This is a genomic window from Herbaspirillum aquaticum (assembly GCF_002213425.1).
Classification (GTDB): Bacteria; Pseudomonadota; Gammaproteobacteria; order Burkholderiales; family Burkholderiaceae_D; genus Herbaspirillum; species Herbaspirillum aquaticum.
On record NZ_NJGV01000034.1, the window covers coordinates 1 to 23,185 of the forward strand.

Below are 23,185 nucleotides of genomic sequence, written 5' to 3' on the forward strand. Positions count from 1 at the left end.
CAGGATCAGGGCAGCGCTGTTCTGCTGCAAGTGAAGTCATGGATGCAGCTTAAATTCTGGCAAACGCTGTCTTGACGGATGGGTCCACTTTAGCGCTCTTGCGCGTGGCACGCTGCCACAGGGAAAGCAGACTCATCAAACAACTCCTTGCAGGGTGGGATCGTCCTGGACCAGCCTGATATCGACCTCGCGCTCGACGAAACGCCATTCCGCGCTCTGGCGCAGGCGCGACACCAGTTCTTCGAAGGCGTCGGCGTGTTGCGGTGCGTACTCGAACCAGGTCAGGAAATCGAAGGACTGGCCCAGCTCCCGCGCATGATAAAGACGGCGTGCGATGGGCGGCAGGTACTCCAGGCCGATGGCAATGTGGTGCGACTGTTCTTCCAGGATGGCGCGCCGTTCATCCTGGCCCAGGGCCCACCAGGCCGGGTTCTTGCGGATCGGGATGAGCGCCGCACAGCGTGCCTCCGGCCTGCCCAGCCCCTGCTGTACCGCTGCCAGGGTATCGAGCTCCTGCCGTGTGGCATAGCGCGGATGGCCGGTGGCGCCATCGAGGCGCCACTGCGCGCCGGCGGCCACATCGCCGGCCTCGTCCGGCCCAACCACGGCCAGCCGGTCGGCCTGGGCAAGCGCCTGGCCCGTGACAGCGGTGATGCGCTCGATACGCCAGGCGCCACGGGTACCCGCCACGAAGGCGGTCTGGATGACACTCATGCCTTGTCCCTCAAGAAGTTACCAGCGCAGCAGGCGCGGTCCCAGCAGCAAACCCACCGCAGCCGGAATGAGAATGCCCAGGAAGTACCAGACGCCCCAGAAGGGAACGCCCATTTCCGGGCAATGCAGGCAATACACCATGGTGGCGGTGGCGCCGGCCAGCAGGCCAGCCACCGCACCAGTCAGGCGCAGCCGGGTCGGGGCCATGCCGCGCACGGCCCAGAAGATGCCGATGAACAGCGGAATGGACAGCAGCGCGATGTTGAAGGGGCAGCTGCGCCAGCTGATCCCCATCAACAGCGGCAGACGTTGCACCGCCGGCGCACTGAGCAGCACCAGTGCGCCCCCCAGCCACACCGCCAGGCTGGGCAAGGCGATGCCCGCCCAGCGCGCGCCCACGCGCAAACCCGGACGCACCAGGCGGCGCAGCACCAGCATGGCGCCCACGGCCAGCGTGGTGGGAAAGGCCAGCTTGATCCAGAACAGCGGCACGCCCAGCATCACGGCCAGGTCGGGACGCAGCCCGTAGATCTTCAACATCAGCAACAGCGAACCCAGGCCACCCAGCGCCAGGGCCTGGGCCATCTGTTTTACCGGCAAGCGGCGGTCCACCGGCGCCACGCCGCTGGCCATCATCGATATCAGGTCTTCAGTCTTCATGGTTGCAATTTCTCCCGGATCTTCAGGGCCAGGGCCTTGAGGCCGCGATGGATGCCGACTTTCACGGCCGATTCCGACATCCCCGTCAATTGCGCCGTCTCGGCCACCGACAAGCCTTCCAGCTTGACGTGCACGATCGGCAGGCGCTGCTTGTCGGGCAATTCTTCGAGCAGGGCGCCGACATCGCGCCGCGCCTGGGCCGGTTCGTCGTCGCAAATGGCCAGCAGGTCGTGTTCTTCTTCCAAGGGGTCATTGAAGGCTTCGCGACGCGAACGGGCGCGCAGGAAATCCATCAGCTTGTAGCGGGCGATGGCGTGCACCCAGGCCGTCAGCGGCTGCTCGGGGCGATAGGTATGGCGCGCATTGTGGATGGCCAGAAGGGTTTCCTGCACCACATCCTCCACATCATCCTGCAGATGCACCAGCCGCTTGCGCAGGAAGGCCCGCAGGCGGCCGCTCAGTTCGGAGAGGAAGTTGCGATAGGCCGCAGCATCGCCATCGAGACCGGCCAGCAGCAGCGTGCGCAGGCGCTCCTCGGCCGGATGCGCGGACTGGCCGGGACGGTCCGCTGCCTCCTCCGGCAAGGCCGGGCCGCCAGTGGCCAACAGGTAAGGACTTTCAGTCATGGAACGCCGCCCGATTACCAACGAAGCAGCCATGGGCCGCACAAGGCGCCGGCCCCCGTCGGCAGCGCCACCCCAAGTACATACCAGACGCCCCAGAACGGCGGCGCCATCTCTACGCAATAAAGCGAATAGACTAGCACGCCCTGTGCACCCGCCACCAATCCGGCCACCGCACCCGCCGCACGCAATTGCGTGGGCGCCATCCCGCGCAGGAACCACAGCATGCTCGCCAGCGTCGGCAGCGATAGCAAGGCGACGTTGGCCGAACACACTTCCCAGCTGCTGCCCAGCAGCAGGTCCAGCCGCTGCGAGGGTGGTGCCAGCGCCAGCCAGCTGGCTCCTGCCAGCCACAGCAGGGCCGGCGGCAACAACAGTCCTGCTGCCGGTGCCAGCCCCATGCGCATGCCCGGCAGGGCCAGGCGCGAGGCCGCCAGTTGACCGGCCAACAGGGCCGCCAGCGGGAACGAAACCTTCATCCAGAACAGCGGCTGCTGCAACAGTTCGCGCAGGTCGCTGCGCACTCCATAGAGAATGGCCAGCAGCAGGGCCGCCCCCATCAGCCCCAGCGCCAGCGCTACCGCCATGCGCGCGGCCACGTTGCGCACCAGGCTGCGCTGGAGGGGGCCGGTGGGCTCGCCCGTGCCGGCTGCCAGCATGTTGACCAGTTCCATCGTTTTCATTCACATCCCCTGTAAGCCCCTGCGGGCGGACTGCGCAATGGCGCGCTCTCTTTTGTATTCGTTCACAACTGCGCTCCGGTTACAGCTGGCGCGAAAAATATTTCTGCAAAAAAGTTTCCGCGCCCTGTAACCGGCCAGCCCCTCCCTGCGAATTAACAAGCAGATCGGACGCTACGCAGCATTCGCAACGGCACCGGTCAGTGTCACTTCCACTTCATCCATTACTAGGAGCACACCATGAACCACTTCGTCGCCACCGCCGCCCTGACCCTCGCCACCCTCGCCTCCGGCGTCGCCATGGCCCAAGACAAGCAACCGATGAACAAGACTGCCGTCGAGAAGTGCTATGGCGTCTCCATGGCCGGCCAGAACGACTGCAAGGCCGGTGAAGGCACCACCTGCGCCGGCACCGCCAAGATGGATTACCAGGGCAACGCCTGGAAGAACGTCCCGGCCGGCACCTGCACCTCCATCAAGACCCCGCGCGGCATGGGCTCGCTCAAGCCGGTCTGATCCTGGCGGAGCCATCGGCCATGACAACGCAACCCATCACCGCCGGCCTGGGCCTGAAGCCCCAGCATTTCGATGCAGCGCTGGCCTGCACGGCACCGGGACTGTGGTTCGAGGTCCATCCGGAAAACTACCTGATGGACGGCGGCCCGCGCCTGGCCTGGCTGCAGGCCATCCGTGCGCAGCATCCGGTGTCCTTGCACGGGGTGTCGTTGTCATTGGCCGGGCCTGACGCGCCCGACCCGCTGCACCTGCGCCAGCTGGCGCAACTGGCCGAGCGCATCGAACCGGTACTCGTTTCCGAACACCTGGCCTGGTCGCGCGCAGGTGGGCACTACCTGCCCGACCTGCTGCCGGTGCCACGTACCAGCCAGACGCTGGCGCGCGTGGCTGCCAACATCAGCCGTACCCAGGATGTCCTCAAGCGCCGCATCGCGCTGGAAAATCCCTCGCACTACCTGCGCATGGACCAGCATGAATGGAGCGAACCTGAATTCCTGCAAGAGCTGGTCCGCCGCACCGGTTGCGGCTTGCTGGTGGACGTCAACAATGTCCACGTCAGCGCCACCAACCTCGGCCTCGATGCCCGCCAGTACCTGGACCAGCTGCCGGTAGCGGACATCCTCGAAATCCACCTGGCCGGCCACAGCGCCGACGCCAGCCTCCCAGGCCTGCTGGTCGATTCGCATGATGCGCCCATTGCCGCTGCCGTCTGGGATCTGTATCAACACCTGCTGGCACGCACCGGCGAGCGGCCCACGCTCATCGAGCGCGATGGCAACGTGCCGGCTTTCGAGGTGCTGCTGGCCGAGCGCAACATCGCCAACGCCTTGCTGCATCCGGCCATCGACACACGCGAGGAGCAGCCCGCATGAACGCTCCCGAACACCGCTATTACGACGCCTTCCTGCAAGCCCTCTTCGACGGGCAAAGCGACCACCCCATTGTGGGTGCGCTGCTGGCCCAGCCTGCCTTCGCGGTCTATCGCAATACCGTCTTCAAGGGCTGCGTCGATGCGCTGCTGGCCAACTATCCTGCGGTGCACCGACTGGTCGGCAGTGCCTGGATGGAATCGGCCGCGCTGGCGTTCGCGCAGCAGCACCTGCCCCGCGAGGCCAGCCTGATCGCCTATGGCGAAGGCTTTGCCGGCTTCCTCGGCACGCTGGAGGCAGCGGCCGAACTTCCTTATTTACCCGGCGTGGCCGCCCTGGACCGCTGCTGGACCGAATCCCACCTGGCCGCCGACGATCCGCTGCTGGATGTCTCGGCCCTGCATGCGGCATTGGCCGCCGGGCAGGACGTGACCCTGGTGCCGCACGCGGCCAGCCGCTGGCATCACGATCCGCTGCACCCGGTCTACACCATCTGGAACGCCAACCGGCGCGACGACGGCCCCTGCGAACTCGATCCGGATTGGCAAGGCGAAGGCGGTCTGCTGACCCGTCCGCAAGGCGACGTGCAGTGGCAGTCACTGGGCCTGGGCGGCATGCGCTTCCTGGAGGCCTGCGGCGATGGCTGTGGCATCGCCAGCGCGGCCGAGCAGGCGCTGGCGCATGAGCCCGGCCTGGATATCGCCCAGCTGCTGGGCCAGCTGGTGCTGGCAGGAACGTTCACATCCTTTCACTGAACAACGCATTGGAGAACATCATGGAACAACCCCTCACCCTGGATGACCAAGCCCGGCCACGCTGCACGCTCTGCGCACGTGCCACTGACCTGGCCAGCCGCGTCATCAGCGATTCCCTGCTGGCCCTGGCGGCACGGGTGGCGATTGCGTCGATCTTCTTCCTCTCCGGACGCACCAAGGTCAGCGGTTTCCTCGAGATCAAGGACAGCACCTATATCCTGTTCCAGGAGGAATACCACCCGCCCCTGGTGCCGCCCGACCTGGCCGCGCACATGGCCACTTATGCCGAGCACTTCTTCCCGCTGCTGCTGATCCTTGGCCTGTTCACGCGCGGCGCTGCGCTGGCGCTCCTGGGCATGACGGCGGTCATCGAAATTTTCGTCTATCCCGATGCCTGGCCCACCCATCTCTCCTGGGCCGCACTGTTGCTGCTGCTGGTCGCACGCGGCGGCGGTGCCTGGTCGCTGGACCGCCGCTTCGGCCTGCGCTGACCGCTGAAAGGACACCATCATGTTGACCAGAATGAAGCTGCGCACCGGCCTGGTGCTGGTATTGGGACTGTTGACCCTGGCCCTGTGGCTGGCCGTCGGCATGGCCTGGCAGGGCGCACGGTCGGCCAGCCGCGCAACGGTTGCGCTGATCGAACTCTCGGACCGCCACATCCAGCCCCTGCACGACACCGAGCGGCTGTTCCTCTCCACCCTGATCAACATGGACAACGCCTACATCAACCTGGTCAAGGGCGACGAAATCAAGTCCAACGACTACAGCCGCCGCGCCTCGGCCGCGCTGCAGGAAGCACGCAAGGCCTTCGATGGCTATCGCCTGGGACTCTCGCCGCAAGCGCTGGCCGAACCCGAGGCGCTGCGCGTCTCGGCGGCCTACGACAGCTACGTCAAGGTCTTGAACCTGCGCGAGGTGGCGCTCTATGACGTCTCGCTGGAAGACTACGCGGCCGCCACCGTCAGCGCGGAAGCCGCCGACCGTGAATTCGCCGCCACCCTGCGCGCCGTGATCGAGCATGCCCAACAGGTCAAGGAAGAACTGCGCCAGGCCTCTGAACGGCGCTCGGAGCAGGCGTCGCTGCTGGCGGGCGCCATGCTGGCGGCATCGCTCCTGCTCATCGGCATCTGCTGGCTGCTGTTCGACCGCCTGCTGTTGCAGCCGCTCAAACGCGCTGCCGCACACTTCGACCGCATCGCCGATGGCGACCTGAGCCGGCCCGTGCAAGGCATCTCCGGCAATGAAATCGGCGTGTTGCTGGCTGCCTTGCAACGCATGCAGGCAGGCGTGGCCCGCACCGTCGGCGACATCCGCGAAGCCACCCGCGACCTGCATCACGGCGCGGCCGATATCGCCCAGGGCAACGGGGAACTGGCACAACGTACGCAAGCCCAGGCCAGTACCCTGGAAACCACCGCCGCCACCTTGGAGCGGCTCTCCGGGGCGGTCCGCAACAATGCCCGCAATGCCGAGCGCACCAATGCCCTGGCGGCCGACGCCGCCCGTGATGCCCAGCGTGGCGGCCAGGTCATGAGCGGCATTGCCGGCGCCATGGCGCAGGTCACGGCGGGCGCCGGACGCATTTCCGACATCGTCAGCGTGATCGATGGCATTGCCTTCCAGACCAACATCCTGGCCTTGAATGCTTCCGTGGAAGCGGCCCGTGCGGGCAGCCAGGGGCGCGGCTTTGCGGTGGTGGCGTCGGAAGTGCGCTCGCTGGCGCTGCGCAGCGCCGAGGCCGCGCGCGAGGTCAAGGACCTCATCGCCACCTCCATCGGCTCGGTCGACCAGGCGGCGCAACAGGTCAAGGAGGCCGACCAGGCCATCGTGCAGATCGTGCAGTCCTTCGGCAACGTCATGACCACCGTCAACGAGATCGCCACCGCCACCCGCGAGCAGGCCGAGGGCATCTCCCAGGTCAGCCTCAGCCTGGCCGACATGGATCGTGCCACCCAGCAGAACGCCGCCCTGGTGGAACAGACCTCGGCGGGCGCCGACGCCCTGGCCGAACAGGCTGCCGCGCTCACGGCCTCGGTGGCGGTCTTCACGCTGGCTACAGAGCGGTCCAGGGAAACAGCTGAACGGGCCGATGCCGTTGCCCTGCCGCTGCCATCGCTTCCCGCGTTGAGCCAATGAATTCACGTCGCGCTGGCGATCACGTCACGAGGAGCACAAGCATGCCGTCTGCCGGGGTCCTGGAAGAATTGATCGAAGAAAGCTTCACTTCGGCCTTCAACCATCATGCAGCGGGCCGCCTGGATGCGGCCGAGGAAGACTATCGCCTCATCCTCGCCATGGAAGAACACCATGCACCGGCGCAGCACTACCTTGGTGTCCTGCTGCACCAGTGCGGCCGCCACGAGGAAGGCCTGGCGCTGATGCACGAGGCCGCGCGCAGCACGGCGGCCAATGCTGACTGGTGCAATGACCTGGGCAATGTCCTGTTCGCGCTGGAGCGCTTCGACGAAGCCTCGCTGGCCTACGGACAAGCCTTGGCCCTGCGCCCGGACGATGCCCAGCTGTGGACCAACCTGGGAGCTACGCGGCGCGCCCAGCAGCAGCTCCAGCCCGCCATCGACGCCTGCGAGCAGGCCTTGCTGCGGGACCCGCAGTGCCTGCCGGCCCTGCATCATCTGGCGGAGATCTACACCCGGCTGGGAGACCGCATGCAGAGTTCACGCTACCAGTGCCTGGCCTTCGTGCTGCCGCCGCACGAGGGCAAGTCGCGCGAGCTGCTGGCGGTCTCGTTCTATTTCCTGGGACGGCTGGACGAAGCGGCCGAGGTATGCCGGGCATGGCTGCAGGAAGAACCGCACCACCCCATCGCCCGCCACATGCACGCCGCCTATGCGGGACTGCCCAGCGATACCGTTCCGCGCGACTACATCGAGCGCCGCTTCGACGACTATGCCGATCACTTCGACAGCAACCTGGTCGCGCATCTCGACTATCGCGGACCGCAGGTGCTGGGCGAGATTCTGCCGTGCGTCCTGCAGGGCGTGCCAGCCACGACCGTGCTGGATGCCGGCTGCGGCACGGGCCTGTGTGCCCCCGTGCTGGCGCCCCATGCGCTGGCGCTGGAGGGGGTAGACCTTTCTGCGAACATGCTGCGTCATGCCGCCCGGCACCGGCAGTACAGCACGCTGGCGCAAGCGGACGTGGTGGAATGGATGGCGGCTCATCCGGCGCGTTATGGTCTCATCGCTGCCTGCGATGTCCTGATCTACTGCGGGCAGCTGGCCTCTTTCTTCACTGCGGCCCACCTGGCCCTGCAGGACGGCGGCCACCTGGTCTTCACCGTGGAACTGGCCGGGGAAGAATGCGACACCCCCTACCACCTGCATCCCAGCGGACGCTTCCGCCACCAGCGCCGTTATGTGGAACAGGGCCTGCACGCCGCCGGACTGGAAGCACTGCTGGTGCGTGAGGAAAGCCTGCGCGTGGAATTGCAACAGCCCGTACCGGGACTGGTGGTGGTGGCACGGCGCTGAAGCCGTTCCAGGGTAACGCCTCATCCTGGGTAGTCACCGATATTTTTCAGAGGTGTTCTTGCGGGCAATGACCCCGGCGGCATCAGAGCGCCGCCGGTCGGCCCCATGGCACGGATTCTGCATCGGATAGCGACAAGGGTGCCGCCCCATCCATGCCGGAACGGCAACGCAGCCGTGGATGCATGTCCTCGGTGCAACATCGCCGCAAAAACATTCACTTTTTGCCGCACTTTTATACCAAGGTACAGTCGTACCGGCATTCGGCATGGCTTAGAATATCCGAAGCTCACGACGTAATCGATTGGTACGTACCGGCTTGCTGCGCGATGACGCCCCCTCTTCGTCGCCGTGGACAGGTCATCAAGGTGCGACATCTGAAAAGGAAACGTAATGACGCAGTCACCCAAAAATATCTCGGCCCTGATGTGTGAGCTCAGCGTGGCGCTGGCGGAATTGTCGGAGAAGATGAGCAATCTCTCGGTCACGCTGGAAAATTCCTATCTGGAATCAAACGCTCCGGAACCGGCCGCCCTCATGGAAGCCGCCCGCGAAACCATCGAAAAGGCGCGCGGCAGCTGAAGCACGCCGCGTAACTGCCCTGCTTCAACTCACCTCATCCGGCAGCCGGATTCATTCCGGCCTGCCCGGCCACATGGCAACAGCCACAGCAACGACCTCCCTCATCAAAAGTCATATTTCAGCTCGGCAAAGACGGTCCGCTGCGGGAAGGGATGGAAGAGGAAGTAATCCCGGTTGGTCAGGTTGTCCACGCCCAGCGCAGCGCTCCAGTGAAGGTCGACGCGATAGCGCACGCGCGCATCGAAGACGGTGTAGCCGTCAAAGCCCTGGTAGGTGTGGGTGTTGATGTCGGTATTGTCCACGGTCGCATAGACCCGTCCGCTGTAACGCCCGGCCACCGTATAGGTCCAGCGGTCATCGGGCTTGTAGCTGGCCACCAGCGTGGCACGCCATTCGGGCACATAGGGCGTGCGCTTGCCCACTGAAGCGGCGCCGGCCGTAGTGGCCACATAGCCCTTGTTCTCCAGGATGCGAGCATCCACCCAGGTCACGCTGCCATTGAGCGAGAAGCCGCGCACCAGCAAATCGTTGCGCTCGAAGGCGGCTTCGATGCCGCGCTGGCGCGTGCGGTCCACGTTCTGCGTGTAGGAAGCCACACCGCTGCCGATGGTCGAGGATTGCGAGATCAGGGCAGCGGACACCCGTTCTTCGAACAGCGAAATGCGCCACTTGCCCTGCCCTTCCTGCAACTGCTTTTCGATGGCCAGTTCGGTGGACCAGACTTTCTCGGGCTTCAGGTTCGGATTGGCCTGCAGATAGACGCCATTGACCAGCACGTTCTGGTACAGCTCGCCCACGGTCGGGAAGCGCAGCGCGCGGCCGGTGGAGAGGGTCGTCATCCAGTCATCGGCAAGGGCCCAGGCCAACGACGCCTTGGGTGAAAGTCCGTTGTGGCTGACCTGCGGCTGGTTGACGGCAAACACGGTATTGCCCGAGGTCGAGACGTTGCGGCCATCAAAGGCGCGCCACCACTCGTAACGCGCGCCCAGCGTGGCTTTGAGCGAAGGTGCGAGGCGCCACACATCCTGCGCCCACAGCGCCGAGGTCTCGGTCTTGCCGCGCGAGTCCGAGGCCAGCGTGCCGTTGCCGCCGCTGATCCAGTTGCTGGTATTCCAGGTCGGCGTGGCCAGGGTGTAGCGGTCCACATGCGCGCCGAAGCTGATGACCTGGGCACTGCCTGGCGGGCGCCAGATGCCCTTGGCGTCGACGGTGCTCCAGCCGGTGCCGCTGGCGTCGGCGATGGTGCCGGCACCGCCGCTTTGTCCGGCCGGGAAGGCGGCGGTGGAAGTGCGGGTCAGGTCGCGCGAGGCGGACAAGGTCGAGGCGGCCAGCTGCCAGTCCCACTCGCCGCCGGTCTTGCTGCGCAGCTCCAGCGACTGCATCCACTGCTGCTGGTCCACGTCGTTGCTTGAAAATCCGCTGCCATAGGCGGTGGCGCCACTGGCGTTCTTCAGGAAACTCTGCGGATCGGCATTGGCCTGGTTCTGCCAGAAGCCCAGCGTATAAGTCGCCGTGAGCGCGGGCGTGAAGTCATACGAAACCTTCAGCCGCGCCGTGTCCTGCACCGTATGCGTGAGATTGCCCGCCCCCAGCACAACCAGATTCTTGCCCGTACGATCCTGCGCCAGCACGGCGCCGGTGGTGCCGGCCGGCTGGCTTGCGGCAGTGATGTAGGTGACCGGCTGCGAGTAGCTGTCGAGGTGATTGACCGAGAAACGCCAGGCCAAGGCGCCGCTGCGATTACCCAGCCCGACGTTGTATTCCTGCGCGCGATAGGTACCGGAGGCACCGTACTGGCTGAAATCCTGCTGCGCATACTGGGCCTTGATGCTGGCCTCGAACTGCTGCGGCATGCGCGTGGTGATCTCGGTGACGGCCCCGTAGGAATTGCCCGGATACTCCGCCGCAAACGGTCCATACATCACATCGATGCGCTCGATCTCTTCCGGCGCCACCATGAACCAGCGTGGCGAGCCATTGCCGTTGTTGTTGTTCACCAGCGCCGAGAGCAGGATGCCATCGGCATAAACCAGGCTGCGGGCGCTGGCGTTCACGCCGGTGGTACGGGTGGCCAGCGGCGACTGCGTGTCGCCGATGTAGCGCTTGCGCACCGAGAGGCTGGGCAGGTACTTGAGTGCATCCGAACTGTCGGTGACGTTGATGCTGTTGGCTGCGGCGTCAGCGGTGACGCTCGCCGTGGTCTGCGGTAGTTGCTTGCGTTCGGCGACCGAGCCACTGCCGCGCACTTCGATGGTGGGCAGGCTCGCGGCCTCGCTGCTGCCGCCACTGGCGGCGGCCTGCTGGGCCAGGGTGCTGCTGCTCCAGGCGCAGAGCACGGCCAGCAGCAAGGGATGCAGACGCAGCGCACGGGAGGCGGCAGGGGCCGGCGCAGACAAAGATGAAGATGAAGAGGAGCAAACAGGCAGCGTGTTCATGGCGAGGATGTCTTGGCTTTTCTTGGTGTTGTGAGGGAAGCGCGCGCAGCCGCATCCGCGACCGCCGTGACGTTCGCACTCCCTGTTTTTTTCATCGGCGCAATCTATCACGCAGCCTGTGCGCTGCGATCCCATGGCCGTGCTGCCGTCCGGCAAGAGCAGCTTGTGGATCCGGAGAAAATCCTTTGGACACAAGCAGTTAGCAGCAACGAACGACAAAAAAAAGGGCTGCGACATATTGCCGCAGCCCGCAAATACAACAGAGAGGAAGTGTGATTGGACCCGATTTCAGCGCTGCGCTTCTTAATCCAAATCAAACCGACGGCGCAGATCCGCTCGCTTTCTGCATGCCCGCACAACACATCGCCGGGCCATCAGAAAGGAGTGACTGCGCTCACCCACCACACCATCAGGGGCAGCGCGCCGAGCAGCAGCGCGCGCCTTATCGCAGGCAGGCGCGCAGGCCAGTAGCTCACGGCCAGTACCAGCAACAGGGCAGCCAGCGTCAACACGCCCAGCCCGGCCACCAGGCCGACGCCCCAGCCCTGCATGTGGACGTTGAGGGCCAGGCTGGCCAGCAAGCCCAGCACGGCTGCGCCGCGCAAGCGCATGCGCAGCGGCGGCGCGGGTTCGACGCCGCGTCCGTGGATATCGGCGTAGTGGCGATCCATCGCCATGGCCAGCGCGCTCCATGCGCCGCCAGCCAGCACCAGCGCCAGCAGGAAGCCCGGGGCGCTCATGCGATTTCCTTCGCGACGGCAGGATGCGCTGCATGCCGTACCGGCACCGGCACCGATCGTGCCTGCGATGCACGCTGACGCCGTGCAAGCAGGTGTGCGGCCAGCGCCAATGCCGATCCCAGCGCCAGCAGCGTGAGATCGCATCCGGCTACCGCCCACGGCCCACGCCCCTGCAGCAGCGTCACGCCCAGGTGCGAATGCGTCGTGAACACATTGAGCACCGGCAAACCCAGGAACAGCGCTGCCCCTGCACCCAGCTGCAGGCGCCACATGCCCAGGCTGGGGCGGATCTGCGCCAGCACCGCCGCAATCGCCCAGGCGGCGAAAAACAGGTGGATCTCCATCTGCGCGCGCCCCGCCAGCTCCACCGGCAGCAGGCGATTGGCCCAGAAGTAGCTGGCGAAGGCGATCGGCAATCCGGCAATGGCACCGAGGTTGAGCGCCTCTACCAGCCGCAGGCCGAACCCGGCACGGGCACCATCGGCGATGGCCTTGGCCTGTTTCTGGCGCGTCTTGACGGCCCACAGCAAGGCACCGGTGGCCACCATCAGGTAGCCGCACAGCCCGCAAAGGAAGAACAGCACACGCAGCCAGGGATCGGCGAAATGTGCCAGGTGCAGTCCGACCAAAGCGCCGCGCGTGAGCGCCGTGGCGCTGACTGCCTCACCGAGCGCCGCCACCTGACGTCCGCTGACGCCCTCGAAGAGCAGCGCCGGTTGCAGTGACGAAAGTGTGGCCAGTTTCTGGCGCGTGACGACCACTGTCGCCTTGGCATCCCCCGGGTTGTTGACCACCACCAGCGCCAGCGGTGCGCCTTGCCAATGCTGCCGCGCGCGTTCGGCCAGGGCTGGCAGCGCGGTCAGCGGCGCCGCCACGCCCGCCGCCTTGACGCGACCGGCGCCGCCGGGAAACACTTCCTCGAAGAAGGCCTTCTCGCCGCCCTGGTCGCGATATGCGCTTTGCACGCCCCACGGCATGATCATGAACATCAGCGTGATGAGGCCGGTGTAGGTGATCATCAGGTGGAAAGGCAGCGCCAGCACTGCCGTGGCATTGTGCGCATCAAGCCAGGAGCGCTGGCCCTTGTTGCGGCGGAAAGTGAAAAAATCGGCAAAGATGCGCCGGTGCGTGATCACGCCGCTGACGATGGCCACCAGCATGAAGAGCGCGCACACGCTCACGATCCAGCGTGCCCACTGCACCGGCAGGTAATGCAGGTCGAAATGCAGGCGATAGAGGAACTCGCCGCCCCGCGTATCACGTACCCGCGCCAAAGGCTGGCCGGTGGCGGCATCGATACGCTCGCTCTTGAAGCGGCTGCGCGGGGAACCCGCTGCCTCCTTGCCGGCAGCAGGAGGCGGCGCGATCCAGCCGACGCGCATGGCCACGCTGCGTTCGTCCGGCAAGGTGATGAACCAGCGCTCGGCCTGCGGCGCGCGTTGCTGCAGATAAGCGGCTGCACGTTCGATGGCTTGCGCCTGCGTTACCGGCGCGGCAGCGCTGGCGTGCAGCTCGGGCATCATCCACAGGCTGATCTCTTCCTTGAAGTAACTGGCGCTGCCGCCGGCAAACACCAGCAGCAATACCCAGCACACCAGCAGCCCGCACCAGGTGTGCAACCAGGCCATGGACTGCCGCAAGCCTTCCTTCATGGCAGCACCCGTCCGAACCAGGCCAGCAACGCCAGCGCCAGGGCCGGCACGGCCAGCCCGCACCAGGCGCGCCAGGCACTGCGGGCCGCGAAGACCCAGATCACGGCACACGTGAAGACCGCAAAGGACAACATGGTCGCCGTCATCACCGCATCGGCCCGCCCCATGGGCAGGAAACGCGCCGCCACCATCGTCGCCAGCGTGGTCAGCACGTAGCCGCCGCCCACGGCAGCCAGCGTGCGCGAGAGCACGGCCAACCGGTAGCGCAAGGCGGACGGGGCCGCAGAAGTCATTTTGTCAGGCACCATGAAAGTGAAAGCCGGAAGACGGAGCCGCGCTGCAGCCGGACCCGGCCGCAGGCAAGCCTCCAATTTATTTGAGAATGATTATCAATTATATGGAGTCTGCGACGGCTGGACAAGTCCGCTTGCTGCACAAAGCGCTCTACTCGCATCACCAGGAGAACGCCGTTCATGCCTGGCCGCACTCATCTGGCGACCATCGCGCGCATGACGGTGGCGAAAAAAAAATCCGGCTTCTCGCAAGAAGCCGGATTTTTATTGATCGACGCAACAGATGAATCAGGCCCGCATCATCAACTGCCGCGATAAGTCGAGTAGGCCCACGGCGACACCACCAGCGGCACGTGATAGTTCTGCGAGGCATCAGCCACGCCGAAGGCAATCACCACTTCATCGACGAAGCGGGGTTCCGGCAAGCTCACGCCCTGTTGCGCAAAATAATCACCGGCGGCAAAGACCAGTTCGTACTTGCCAGGTTGCAGCGCCTCGCCTTCCAGCAGCGGCGCATCGCAGCGGCCATCACTGTTGGTGACGGCGTGCTTGAGCAGCGTCTTGCCGCCCTCGGCGACGGCATAGAGTGCCAGCTTCACGCCCGCGCCGGGCTTGCCCTTGGTGATATCCAGCACGTGCGTGCTCAGTTTGCCCATGTTGCTGTCCTTTCGCTGTGTAATGGATGAGTGAGGATGAGTGATCGTGAGCGCCGATGATATACCGCCGTCCGCCGGCACCTATACGAGTGCGCTTATACCGGCCATCGCTGCAGCGGACATAATGCCTTACCGCGCCGCCCCTGCCAAACCGGAGCCCACATCCAGTGTGCAGACCACGGGCGCGGCATCAGTGCGATATTCACCAAATCATTTATATCAATAAACATCCATCACTGGAGGAGACACCATGCCCATTCCATCCCTGCGCCTGCACGGCACGCTTGCCGGCGTCCTGCTCATGGCGGGCGGCAGCGCCATGGCGGCCGACTGGGCCGACAATTCGATCGGCTACCGTTACGGCACCAAGTTTGCCGAGCCCTTCAATACGCAGGACATCACCAAGAACATCATCAACTTCCAGCATGCCAGCGGTTACAAGTACGGCACCAACTTCCTGAACGTGGACCTGCTGATGTCGGACCGCAAGGATGACAATGCCCAGGAAGCCTACATCACCTATCGCCACACCCTGGACCTCGGCAAGATCAGCGGCAAGGATCTGTCCTTCGGTCCGGCGCGCGGCGTGGGCCTGACCCTGGGCTTTGACTGGAATACCAAGAACGACAACAGCTACGCTTCCAAAAAGCGCATGTGGGTAGTCGGTCCGACCCTGATGATGGATGTGCCCGGCTTCCTGAACGTGAGCGTGCTGGCGCTGTTCGAGAGCAACCAGCCCAAGGGCATCAGCAGCCGCTATACCTACGACACGCACCCGATGCTGAACCTGGCCTGGGGTATCCCGCTGGGGGGCAGCGGATGGGCCTTTGAAGGCTACATGAACTACATCGCTGCCAAGGGCAAGAACGAATTCGGCGGGTCGACCGGTCCCGAGCTCAACTTCGACGGCCAGGTCATGTACGACGTGGGCACGGCCATGGGCCTGGGCAAGAACACCTTCCGCGTGGGCCTGGAATACCAGTACTGGCGCAACAAGTTCGGCAATCCGCACACCGTGCCGGGCTCGCTGGCCAAGACCCCGATGGTGCGCGCCGAATATCACTTCTGATCCGATCGAGCGAGGGGAAGCCGCGCCCTCTGGCGAACCAGGCGATGCTGATTGAAGAAAATCGAGCTTCCCCAGTAAATTTCTTAAACTCAAAAACTCCTGCAAAAAATCGAAATTTGCAGGAGTTCTTTTTTTCTCCCCGCTTCCTATACTCGCCTGGATCCACCCCCGGTGCGCATGCGCGGCCGGCCGGATTTCCCTGACATCTACCCGCCAGCCCTTGCCCGGATGCGTTTCCCGCTTTTTTCACAAAGCTTCATATCGCCCCGTACATCGCTCTTCGCCAGCCAAGAGATTTCGCCACCCTTACTCTTGGAACCTGACATGAGCTTCATCACCAGTCGCAAGCACCCCACTTCACCCCCGTCCGTCCTCTCTCCTGCCGGCTGTCTGTCGGCGGCACTCGCCGGCGCCCTGCTGCTGCCGGCGGCTAGCGCGCAGGCCCAGTCGGGTGGCGCCAAACTGCCTTCGGTACAGGTCGATGCCGTCAAGGAATCGCCCTACAAGGCCGAACAATCCGCCTCCCCCAAGTACAGCCAGCCACTGCTGGACACCCCGCAGACCCTGCAGATCCTCAAGCGCCCGCTGATGGAGCAGCAAGCTGCCACCACCCTCACCGAGGTGCTGCGCAATACGCCCGGCGTGGGAACCTTCTTCCTGGGCGAGAACGGCAGTACCAGTACCGGCGACACGGTCTACATGCGCGGCTTCGATATCTCCAGCGCGATCTTTGTGGACAACGTGCGCGACCTCGGCACGATCTCGCGCGACGTCTTCAATCTCCAACAGGTGGAGGTCCTCAAAGGGGCCGCGGGCACCGACAACGGCCGCGGCGCGCCGACCGGCTCCGTCAACCTGGTCACCAAACAGCCCGAACTGGCCGACGCGGTCACCGCCAGCGGCACCTATGGAAGCTGGAACCAGAAGCGTGCCACCGTCGACTGGAACAAGGTGCTGAACCCGGAACAAGGCCTGGCGCTGCGCCTGAACCTGATGAAACAGCACAGCGGCGTACCCGGACGCCACCAGGTGCACAGCAGCCGCGACGGCTTCGCGCCCTCGCTGGCCTGGGGGCTCAATACGCCGACCCGGATCTTCTTCAACTACGTGCACATGCAGCAGGACAACGCCCCCGATGGCGGCGTGGTGACCATCGGCCTGCCCGGCTACAGCTCGCCGGATCCGAACCGGCCCTTCATTTCGCGGGCACCGAAGGTGAACCCGAGCAATTATTACGGCCACGTCGATGATTACGACCGGGTCAATGCCGACATGTACACCCTGCGGGTGCAACACGATGTCAGTCCCGACCTGAAGCTGGAAAACAGCACCCGCTACGCCCGTACCGACCAGGACTACCGCCTGGCCTCCTTCATCGCCACCGGTACCGACCGCGGCCGGTTCAAGGCAGGCCTGCGCACACCGTCGGCCACGGATCTGGCGACCTGGGAACTGGCGCGCAACATCGTCACCCGGCGCGACCAGGCCAATGAAATCCTCAGCAACCAGACCCACGCCACCGCCCAGTTCAACACCGCCGCGATCCGGCACACCCTGGTCGGCGGACTGGAACTGACGCGCGAGCGCCAGCATGCGCTGGCCTTCACGGTGGACGGTTTCCGTCCACCGGCCAACCTGTACCAGCCGGATCCGCGCTTCAACGAGTCGGAAGTCAACATCCGCACCACGGGCCGCAACAAAGGGCAGATCGATACCCTCTCGCTGTACGTATTGGATACGCTCAAGTTCGACGAGCGCTGGTCACTGAACCTGGGCTTGCGCGCGGACCATTACCGGACCTCCTTCAACGGGATCGCCTCCGGTACCGCCACGGCGTTGAACACCTCGGGCAATTTACCGAGCTGGAAACTGGCGGCTGTCTTCAAGCCCACCGGCTACAGCAGCCTCTACGCCCTGCTGGCGAGTTCCCAGCAGCCGCCGGGCGGCAACAATCTCTCCCTGAGCGCCAGCCGCAGGAATCCATCCAACCCCGACTACGCACCACAAAAGACCCGTACCGCGGAACTCGGCACCAAGTGGGACCTGCTGGATCGCCGCCTGGCGGTCACCGCCGCGCTCTTTCGCACCGATGTACACAATGAGATCGAGCCGGGAACGCTGGCCGATACCTGGTTCCAGGTCGGGGAGAAGCGCACCGCAGGGGTGGAGCTGGGCGTCACCGGCGAGCTCACACGGGACATTTCGCTCACCGCCGGCTACAGCCGCATGAATAGTCGCGTCAACAAGGGCCGCGTGGTCACCGCCAACGGCGAGAACTACCTGGCCTACGCGCCGCGCCAGTCCCTGACCTCGTGGGCCACCTGGCGCGCTGCACCGGGCCTGGCGCTCGGCGGCGGCCTGCGCTACACCGATGGCCTGCTGCGTGGCACCGACAGCAATGCGCTGGGCACGCCCACCAGGACCGATGCCTATTGGCTGGTCGATGCCATGGCCAGCTATGCCATCAACAAGACCGTGGAGCTGCAGTTCAACGTGACCAACCTGTTCAACAAGCAGTACGCCGCCGCGATCAACAAGAGCGGCTACCGCTACACCCCCGGCGGCACACGCGCCGTCTCTCTGACGGGCAACTTCCGCTTCTGATCCCGCAGCCGCGACCGGTGGCGGCGCCCTGCCGCCACCGTTGACGTTCCCTCCCCTCACCATCCCATCCCCAGCCCTCAGGCCATCGCCAGGTACGATGCCCTGAGGCTTCGTATCTTTTGCACAACAAATGAAAAATCCGGAGGATCGCTGCCGACTGCCCGATCTGGCGCGGCTTTGCGCACGATGCCATCAATGTGGGCCAAAACGAACGGCAAAAGGGAATAGAAAATTTTCCAGAATAAGAATCACTTTTATTTGTAGCAAGTCTATAATTGTAAAAATCCCGTAAGAATTCGATACATCACGACAGAAACGGGATACACAAAATTACAATCTCGCCAGCCATCCGGCGGAGCCTGCCCGGTCTCACGAGACCGGGATTGCCCGTACGACTCATAGCCAGCCAAGAGAACCCTCAACACTTTCTCTCGGAACCTTGCCATGAGTTACATCAAGAGCCGCAAGCACGCGCAGCCTGCCTTTGCTTCGACCCGACTGTCGGCCGCCGTTGCCGGCGCCCTGCTGTTGCCGGCCGTGGGCGTGCATGCCCAGACCAGCAGCACCCTGCCCAAGGTCGAAGTGACCGCCACCCAGGAATCGGACTACAAGGCCGACAAGGCCTCCTCGGCCAAATACAGCCAACCGCTGGTGGACACCCCGCAGACCCTGACCGTGATCAAGAAGCAGCTGATCGACCAGCAAGGCGCCACCACGCTGACCGAAGCGCTGCGCAACAGCCCGGGCGTCGGCACTTTCTATCTCGGTGAGAACGGTTCGACCAACACCGGCGACGCCATCTACATGCGCGGCTTCGACAGCTCCAGCGCGATCTTCGTGGACAACGTGCGCGACCTCGGTTCGATCTCGCGCGACATGTTCAATATCCAGCAGGTGGAAGTCTTGAAGGGCCCGGCGGGCACCGACAACGGACGCGGCTCGCCGACCGGCTCGATCAACATGGTCACCAAGCAGGCCGAGATGACGAACTTCTTCAATTCCTCCGCCACCTACGGCAGCTGGAACCAGAAGCGCGGTACCGCCGACTGGAACAAGGTCCTGGATGAAGAGCGCGGCATCGCCATGCGCCTGAACGTGATGAAGCAGGACAGCGGCGTTCCCGGCCGTCACGAAGTCAAGAACGACCGCTGGGGCGTGGCACCCTCGCTGGCCTTTGGCCTGAACAGCCCGACCCGCGTTTTCCTGAACTACCTGCACATCGACCAGGACAACGTGCCCGACGGCGGCGTGCCCACCATCGGCCTGCCCGGCTATACCTCGCCGGATCCGGCACGCCCCTACATCTCGGGCGCACCGCGCGTGTCCTCGAAGAACTTCTACGGCAATGTGAACGATTACGACAAGGTCACGGCCGACATGTTCACCGCCCGCCTGGAGCATGACTTCTCGCAGGACGTGAAGCTGCAGAACACCACCCGCTACGCCAAGACCAGCCAGGATTACTTCCTGACCTCCTTCATGGCCTCGGCTGCCAGCAGCACCCGTGCCGCCGGCTTGGTGACGCCTTCGGCGACCAACCTGTCGAGCTGGACCCTGGCGCGCAACCTGCCTACCCGCAAGGACCAGTCCAACGAGATCCTCACCAACCAGACCAACGTGACGGCCAACCTGAAGAGCGGCAGCCTGCAGCACACCCTGGTGGGCGGCGTCGAGTTCACCCAGGAAAAGCAGCACGCCACGTCCTTCACCGCGACCGGCACCCTGCCGGCAGCCAACCTGTACAACCCGGATCCCAACTTCGGTTCCGGCACCTATTCCATCCGCGCCACCGGCTACAACGATGGCAAGACCGACACCGTCTCGGCCTACCTGTTCGACACCGTCAAGTTCAACGACCAGTGGTCGATCAATGCCGGTATCCGCGAAGACCACTATCGCACCACGTATTACTCCAACGCCGCCGGCACCATCACCAACCTGTCGACCTCGGGCAACCTGTTCAACTGGAAGCTGGCCGCGATCTTCAAGCCGACCGACTACAGCAGCATCTACGCCCTGTACGCGACCTCGCAGCAGCCCCCGGGCGGCAGCAACTTCGCCCTGTCGGCCTCGGCCAACAGCGCGGCCAACAGCAACTACGCCCCGCAAAAGACCAAGACCTCCGAGCTGGGGACCAAGTGGGATCTGCTGAACAAGAAGCTGGCCGTCACTGCCGCCCTGTTCCACACTGAAGTGACCAATGAAGTCGAGCAGGATCCGACCTCGCTGCAATACTTCCAGACCGGCAAGAAGACCGTGCAAGGCGTCGAGCTGGGCGTGACGGGCGATGTGACCAGCAACCTGTCGCTGGCTGCGGGCTACACCTGGATGGATACCAAGGTCAACAGCGGTGCCATCACCACGGCCTCCGGCGAGAACAATCTTGCCTATACGCCCAAGCAGGCCTTCACCTCGTGGGCCACCTATCGCCTGCCCCAGGGCTTTACCGTCGGCGGTGGTGCACGTTACGTCAGTTCGCTGCTGCGCGGCACCGACGGTGCGGTCGGTACGCCCAAGTACGCCAACAGCTACTGGGTCTTCGATGGCATGGTGGGTTACATCGTGAACAAGAACGTTGATCTCCAGCTCAACATCTACAACATTTTCGACAAGGACTACGTAGCGGCCATCAACAAGAGCGGCTATCGTTACACCCCGGGCACGCCGCGTTCGGTGGCGTTGACGGCCAACTTCAAGTTCTGAGTCCGCTCGCGATGATTTGATCTGGCTCAGTCACGTTACGGCCGGCATTGCCTAAAGTAACGGTGCCGACTGAGTCCAGTCATGGATCAGCCAGACTTGACGGCCCCTCCTTCACCGGAGGGGCCTTTTCATTAGCGACAGGAGAATTTCATCATGATGCTGCACATCCCGGAAGTCCTCAGCGCCGACCAGGTGCGCCACATTCGTGCCGAGCTGGACCGCGCCGGCTGGGTCGATGGCCGCGAGACCGTGGGCGACCAGGGAGCGCGCGTCAAGCGCAACCGGCAGTTGCCGGAACATTCGCCGCTGGGTTTCCAGCTGGGCGAGATCATCCTCGAGGCGCTGCGCAGGAATCCCCTCTTCTTTGCCGCGGCCCTGCCCAAGAAGACCATGCCGCCACTGTTCAACAGCTATGAGGGTGGCGAACATTACGGCCTGCACGTGGATGGTTCGGTGCGCAACCTGCCCAATGGCGCGGGCAGCCTGCGCACCGATGTGTCCTCCACGCTGTTCCTGTGTGATCCGGACGAATACGAGGGCGGCGAACTGGTGGTCGTCGATACCTATGGCACCCACGAAGTGAAGCTGCCGGCGGGCGACCTGATCGTCTATCCTTCCACCAGCCTGCACCGGGTGGAACCGGTCACGCGCGGGGCGCGGGTGTGCTCGTTCTTCTGGACCCAGAGCATGATCCGCGACGACTGGAAGCGCAGCATGCTCTTCGAGCTGGACCGCAACATCTACAGCCTGCGCCAGAAGCTGGGAGATAGCGAGGAAGTGGTCGGCTTGACCGGGCACTACCACAACCTGCTGCGGCAGTGGGCGGATGTCTGACGCCACCGAATCGTTTATTTGTTTTATACCGTTTATATTGATTTGAGCATTTCGATGCGCCAAATGGAAAGGCCGTCCGGCATGGCAGCGGACGGCCTTTCTCATGCAAGCCTGCGCGGGATCAGACGAAACGCCCGATCGCACTCATCACCGCCTCCCGCACCGAACCGCTGACCACAAAGTCATGCGCAGCGCGCACGTCATCATGGAACCAGCGATCGCCATCCAGGCAGGCCGGGATCTGGCGGCGGATCTCCGCATAAGCCGCCTGCGTACCCTGCCCCAGCTGGAAGCCTTTGAGCAAGTCTTCGGTCATGGTCAGCGCCTGTGCCGCCAGCAGCATTTCCACGCCGACGATGTATTGCGTGTTCTGCACCACGGTCATGGCCTTGCGGGCGCACCAGGTCGAGTTGGAAATGTGGTCCTCGCTGTTGCCCTTGGAGGGGATGCTGTCGACGCTGCCCGGCATGCAGAGGGTACGGTTCTCCATCACCAGCGAACTCATGGAACACTGCACCACCGGATAGCCGGTGTTGACCCCGCGCACTCCGCTCATGAGGTTGCGCGGCAAGCCCCATGACAGGGTCGGATCGATCAGGCGTGCGATGCGACGTTCACAGATGCTGCCCAGGTCAGTGATCGCCATGGCCAGCAAGTCCATCGCCTGCGCCAGGTACTGGCCGTGGAAGTTGCCACCGGAAATGATTTCGAAACCTTCGCCGTCCTCCTTGCTGAAGATCAGCGGATTGTCGGTGGCGGAGTTGGTTTCCTTCTCGATGATGGTGTCGATGTAGTCCAGCGCATCGAAGACCGGGCCATACACCTGCGGTGCGCAGCGCAGCGAGTACACATCCTGGATGCGCGCGGTGTAAGGGATATCGGTGCGGCGCAATTCATCGGGCAGCTGCACGGCGCGTGCTTCATGCGTGGTACGGGTGGATCCCTTCAACAAAGTACGGATGACTTCGGCCGTCTTGATCTGCCCCGCATGCGGACGGGCCATCTGGATGCGCGGATCGAAGGCCGACATCTCGGCGCGCATCGCTTCCAGGGTCAGCCCCAGCGACAGGCAGGCATCGGTCAGCAGGTTGCGGGCATCGTGCGCAGCGAGGATGGCCACCGCAAGGGAAGCCGTGCAGCCATTGATGAGGGCTGAGGCATCCTTGGCCTTGAGATCAAATTTGACCGGACCGATGCCGGCTTGCTCGATGGCTTGCGTGGCGCGCATGCGCTGGCCTTGATACATCACCTCGGCTTCATCAAACCCGGCGATGGCCGCTGCCAGATACGCCAGCGGTGCCAGGTCGCC

The 23,185-nt window shown here is 64.3% G+C and carries 22 protein-coding genes; 12 read left to right on the forward strand and 10 right to left on the reverse strand.

Going from position 1 to position 23,185, the window contains the following annotated elements; all coding sequences use genetic code 11:
* Positions 1 to 135 precede the first annotated feature (135 nt).
* The 4 genes from CEJ45_RS23705 to CEJ45_RS23720 are packed head-to-tail and all read right to left on the reverse strand — an operon-like array spanning position 136 to position 2,680.
* A complete protein-coding gene (locus tag CEJ45_RS23705) occupies positions 136 to 714 on the reverse strand; it encodes a chlorite dismutase family protein (protein WP_088757449.1) in 579 nt (192 codons plus the stop codon).
* An 18-nt stretch (positions 715 to 732) separates the two neighbouring features.
* Positions 733 to 1,374, reverse strand: coding sequence for an NrsF family protein (locus CEJ45_RS23710; protein ID WP_088757450.1), 642 nt, complete (start codon positions 1,372 to 1,374; stop codon positions 733 to 735).
* Entirely contained in the window at positions 1,371 to 2,000 is a 630-nt protein-coding gene (locus tag CEJ45_RS23715; protein WP_088757451.1) for a sigma-70 family RNA polymerase sigma factor, read from the reverse strand. Before CEJ45_RS23715 ends, CEJ45_RS23710 begins: the two co-directional genes overlap by 4 nt.
* Positions 2,001 to 2,014: 14 nt before the next feature.
* Entirely contained in the window at positions 2,015 to 2,680 is a 666-nt protein-coding gene (locus CEJ45_RS23720; protein ID WP_241517420.1) for a DUF1109 domain-containing protein, read from the reverse strand.
* A 237-nt stretch (positions 2,681 to 2,917) separates the two neighbouring features.
* Between CEJ45_RS23720 and CEJ45_RS23725 the strand changes: the two genes are divergently transcribed.
* The 7 genes from CEJ45_RS23725 (at position 2,918) to CEJ45_RS23755 (ending at position 8,890) form a co-directional block, all read left to right on the forward strand.
* Positions 2,918 to 3,193, forward strand: coding sequence for a BufA1 family periplasmic bufferin-type metallophore (locus tag CEJ45_RS23725; protein ID WP_034336271.1), 276 nt, complete (start codon positions 2,918 to 2,920; stop codon positions 3,191 to 3,193).
* A gap of 20 nt (positions 3,194 to 3,213) precedes the next feature.
* Positions 3,214 to 4,065 (forward strand): MNIO family bufferin maturase, encoded by an 852-nt coding sequence (gene bufB, locus CEJ45_RS23730; protein ID WP_088757453.1) that lies wholly within the window; start codon positions 3,214 to 3,216, stop codon positions 4,063 to 4,065.
* A complete protein-coding gene (locus tag CEJ45_RS23735; RefSeq protein ID WP_088757454.1) occupies positions 4,062 to 4,817 on the forward strand; it encodes an HvfC/BufC N-terminal domain-containing protein in 756 nt (251 codons plus the stop codon). The genes bufB and CEJ45_RS23735 overlap by 4 nt, the downstream gene beginning before the upstream one ends.
* Before the next feature lie 20 nt (positions 4,818 to 4,837).
* A complete protein-coding gene (locus tag CEJ45_RS23740) occupies positions 4,838 to 5,308 on the forward strand; it encodes a DoxX family protein (protein WP_088757466.1) in 471 nt (156 codons plus the stop codon).
* Between the two features lie 19 nt (positions 5,309 to 5,327).
* Positions 5,328 to 6,956, forward strand: a complete 1,629-nt coding sequence (locus CEJ45_RS23745) for a methyl-accepting chemotaxis protein (RefSeq protein WP_088757455.1) — start codon at positions 5,328 to 5,330, stop codon at positions 6,954 to 6,956.
* Positions 6,957 to 6,997: 41 nt separating this feature from the next.
* Entirely contained in the window at positions 6,998 to 8,311 is a 1,314-nt protein-coding gene (locus CEJ45_RS23750) for a tetratricopeptide repeat protein (RefSeq protein ID WP_088757456.1), read from the forward strand.
* 390 nt (positions 8,312 to 8,701) lie between these two features.
* Positions 8,702 to 8,890 (forward strand): hypothetical protein, encoded by a 189-nt coding sequence (locus CEJ45_RS23755; protein WP_034333213.1) that lies wholly within the window; start codon positions 8,702 to 8,704, stop codon positions 8,888 to 8,890.
* Between the two features lie 104 nt (positions 8,891 to 8,994).
* Here CEJ45_RS23755 and CEJ45_RS23760 read toward each other — a convergent pair whose 3' ends face one another.
* The 4 genes from CEJ45_RS23760 to CEJ45_RS23775 all read right to left on the reverse strand — a co-directional run bounded on the left by CEJ45_RS23760 (position 8,995) and on the right by CEJ45_RS23775 (position 14,010).
* A complete protein-coding gene (locus tag CEJ45_RS23760; RefSeq protein WP_241517421.1) occupies positions 8,995 to 11,325 on the reverse strand; it encodes a TonB-dependent receptor in 2,331 nt (776 codons plus the stop codon).
* Between the two features lie 374 nt (positions 11,326 to 11,699).
* Positions 11,700 to 12,065: a DUF3325 domain-containing protein gene (locus CEJ45_RS23765; protein WP_088757458.1), complete on the reverse strand. Its 366-nt coding sequence runs from the start codon at positions 12,063 to 12,065 to the stop codon at positions 11,700 to 11,702.
* Positions 12,062 to 13,717 carry a PepSY-associated TM helix domain-containing protein gene (locus CEJ45_RS23770; RefSeq protein ID WP_088757459.1) on the reverse strand — a complete coding sequence of 552 codons (1,656 nt, stop codon included), beginning with the start codon at positions 13,715 to 13,717 and terminating at the stop codon, positions 12,062 to 12,064. Before CEJ45_RS23770 ends, CEJ45_RS23765 begins: the two co-directional genes overlap by 4 nt.
* Positions 13,714 to 14,010 (reverse strand): DUF3649 domain-containing protein, encoded by a 297-nt coding sequence (locus CEJ45_RS23775; protein WP_088757467.1) that lies wholly within the window; start codon positions 14,008 to 14,010, stop codon positions 13,714 to 13,716. The genes CEJ45_RS23770 and CEJ45_RS23775 overlap by 4 nt, the downstream gene beginning before the upstream one ends.
* 180 nt (positions 14,011 to 14,190) lie before the next feature.
* Here CEJ45_RS23775 and CEJ45_RS24865 point away from each other — a divergent pair, with 180 nt between their 5' ends.
* A complete protein-coding gene (locus tag CEJ45_RS24865; RefSeq protein ID WP_158214940.1) occupies positions 14,191 to 14,328 on the forward strand; it encodes a hypothetical protein in 138 nt (45 codons plus the stop codon).
* Here the strand turns inward: CEJ45_RS24865 and uraH are convergent.
* Complete coding sequence (gene uraH / locus CEJ45_RS23780; RefSeq protein ID WP_088757460.1) at positions 14,313 to 14,666, reverse strand: hydroxyisourate hydrolase; 354 nt, start codon at positions 14,664 to 14,666, stop codon at positions 14,313 to 14,315. The two genes, CEJ45_RS24865 and uraH, sit on opposite strands and share 16 nt — an antisense overlap.
* 250 nt (positions 14,667 to 14,916) lie before the next feature.
* On the opposite strand from uraH, the gene CEJ45_RS23785 reads away from it, so the two are divergent.
* The 4 genes from CEJ45_RS23785 (at position 14,917) to CEJ45_RS23800 (ending at position 21,876) form a co-directional block, all read left to right on the forward strand.
* Positions 14,917 to 15,735 (forward strand): outer envelope protein, encoded by an 819-nt coding sequence (locus CEJ45_RS23785; RefSeq protein WP_088757461.1) that lies wholly within the window; start codon positions 14,917 to 14,919, stop codon positions 15,733 to 15,735.
* A gap of 324 nt (positions 15,736 to 16,059) precedes the next feature.
* Positions 16,060 to 18,339 carry a catecholate siderophore receptor Fiu gene (locus CEJ45_RS23790; RefSeq protein WP_088757462.1) on the forward strand — a complete coding sequence of 760 codons (2,280 nt, stop codon included), beginning with the start codon at positions 16,060 to 16,062 and terminating at the stop codon, positions 18,337 to 18,339.
* A 444-nt stretch (positions 18,340 to 18,783) separates the two neighbouring features.
* Positions 18,784 to 21,042, forward strand: coding sequence for a catecholate siderophore receptor Fiu (locus tag CEJ45_RS23795; RefSeq protein WP_088757463.1), 2,259 nt, complete (start codon positions 18,784 to 18,786; stop codon positions 21,040 to 21,042).
* A gap of 153 nt (positions 21,043 to 21,195) precedes the next feature.
* Positions 21,196 to 21,876 carry a Fe2+-dependent dioxygenase gene (locus tag CEJ45_RS23800; RefSeq protein ID WP_088757464.1) on the forward strand — a complete coding sequence of 227 codons (681 nt, stop codon included), beginning with the start codon at positions 21,196 to 21,198 and terminating at the stop codon, positions 21,874 to 21,876.
* 121 nt (positions 21,877 to 21,997) lie between these two features.
* Here the strand turns inward: CEJ45_RS23800 and CEJ45_RS23805 are convergent.
* Positions 21,998 to 23,185 (reverse strand): HAL/PAL/TAL family ammonia-lyase (locus CEJ45_RS23805; protein WP_088757465.1); only part of this gene is annotated, 1,188 nt, incomplete at its 5' end.

Coding starts and splice junctions, on each gene's coding strand:
- CEJ45_RS23800 (WP_088757464.1), top strand. CDS start 21,196: ATGATGCTGCACATCCCGGAAGTCCTCAGCGCCGACCAGGTGCGCCAC.
- CEJ45_RS23785 (WP_088757461.1), top strand. CDS start 14,917: ATGCCCATTCCATCCCTGCGCCTGCACGGCACGCTTGCCGGCGTCCTG.
- CEJ45_RS23775 (WP_088757467.1), bottom strand. CDS start 14,010: ATGACTTCTGCGGCCCCGTCCGCCTTGCGCTACCGGTTGGCCGTGCTC.
- bufB (WP_088757453.1), top strand. CDS start 3,214: ATGACAACGCAACCCATCACCGCCGGCCTGGGCCTGAAGCCCCAGCAT.
- CEJ45_RS23740 (WP_088757466.1), top strand. CDS start 4,838: ATGGAACAACCCCTCACCCTGGATGACCAAGCCCGGCCACGCTGCACG.
- CEJ45_RS23765 (WP_088757458.1), bottom strand. CDS start 12,065: ATGAGCGCCCCGGGCTTCCTGCTGGCGCTGGTGCTGGCTGGCGGCGCA.
- CEJ45_RS23745 (WP_088757455.1), top strand. CDS start 5,328: ATGTTGACCAGAATGAAGCTGCGCACCGGCCTGGTGCTGGTATTGGGA.
- CEJ45_RS23790 (WP_088757462.1), top strand. CDS start 16,060: ATGAGCTTCATCACCAGTCGCAAGCACCCCACTTCACCCCCGTCCGTC.
- CEJ45_RS23760 (WP_241517421.1), bottom strand. CDS start 11,325: ATGAACACGCTGCCTGTTTGCTCCTCTTCATCTTCATCTTTGTCTGCG.
- CEJ45_RS23725 (WP_034336271.1), top strand. CDS start 2,918: ATGAACCACTTCGTCGCCACCGCCGCCCTGACCCTCGCCACCCTCGCC.
- CEJ45_RS23720 (WP_241517420.1), bottom strand. CDS start 2,680: ATGAAAACGATGGAACTGGTCAACATGCTGGCAGCCGGCACGGGCGAG.
- CEJ45_RS23715 (WP_088757451.1), bottom strand. CDS start 2,000: ATGACTGAAAGTCCTTACCTGTTGGCCACTGGCGGCCCGGCCTTGCCG.
- CEJ45_RS23755 (WP_034333213.1), top strand. CDS start 8,702: ATGACGCAGTCACCCAAAAATATCTCGGCCCTGATGTGTGAGCTCAGC.
- CEJ45_RS23770 (WP_088757459.1), bottom strand. CDS start 13,717: ATGAAGGAAGGCTTGCGGCAGTCCATGGCCTGGTTGCACACCTGGTGC.
- CEJ45_RS24865 (WP_158214940.1), top strand. CDS start 14,191: ATGCCTGGCCGCACTCATCTGGCGACCATCGCGCGCATGACGGTGGCG.
- CEJ45_RS23795 (WP_088757463.1), top strand. CDS start 18,784: ATGAGTTACATCAAGAGCCGCAAGCACGCGCAGCCTGCCTTTGCTTCG.
- uraH (WP_088757460.1), bottom strand. CDS start 14,666: ATGGGCAAACTGAGCACGCACGTGCTGGATATCACCAAGGGCAAGCCC.
- CEJ45_RS23735 (WP_088757454.1), top strand. CDS start 4,062: ATGAACGCTCCCGAACACCGCTATTACGACGCCTTCCTGCAAGCCCTC.
- CEJ45_RS23705 (WP_088757449.1), bottom strand. CDS start 714: ATGAGTGTCATCCAGACCGCCTTCGTGGCGGGTACCCGTGGCGCCTGG.
- CEJ45_RS23710 (WP_088757450.1), bottom strand. CDS start 1,374: ATGAAGACTGAAGACCTGATATCGATGATGGCCAGCGGCGTGGCGCCG.
- CEJ45_RS23750 (WP_088757456.1), top strand. CDS start 6,998: ATGCCGTCTGCCGGGGTCCTGGAAGAATTGATCGAAGAAAGCTTCACT.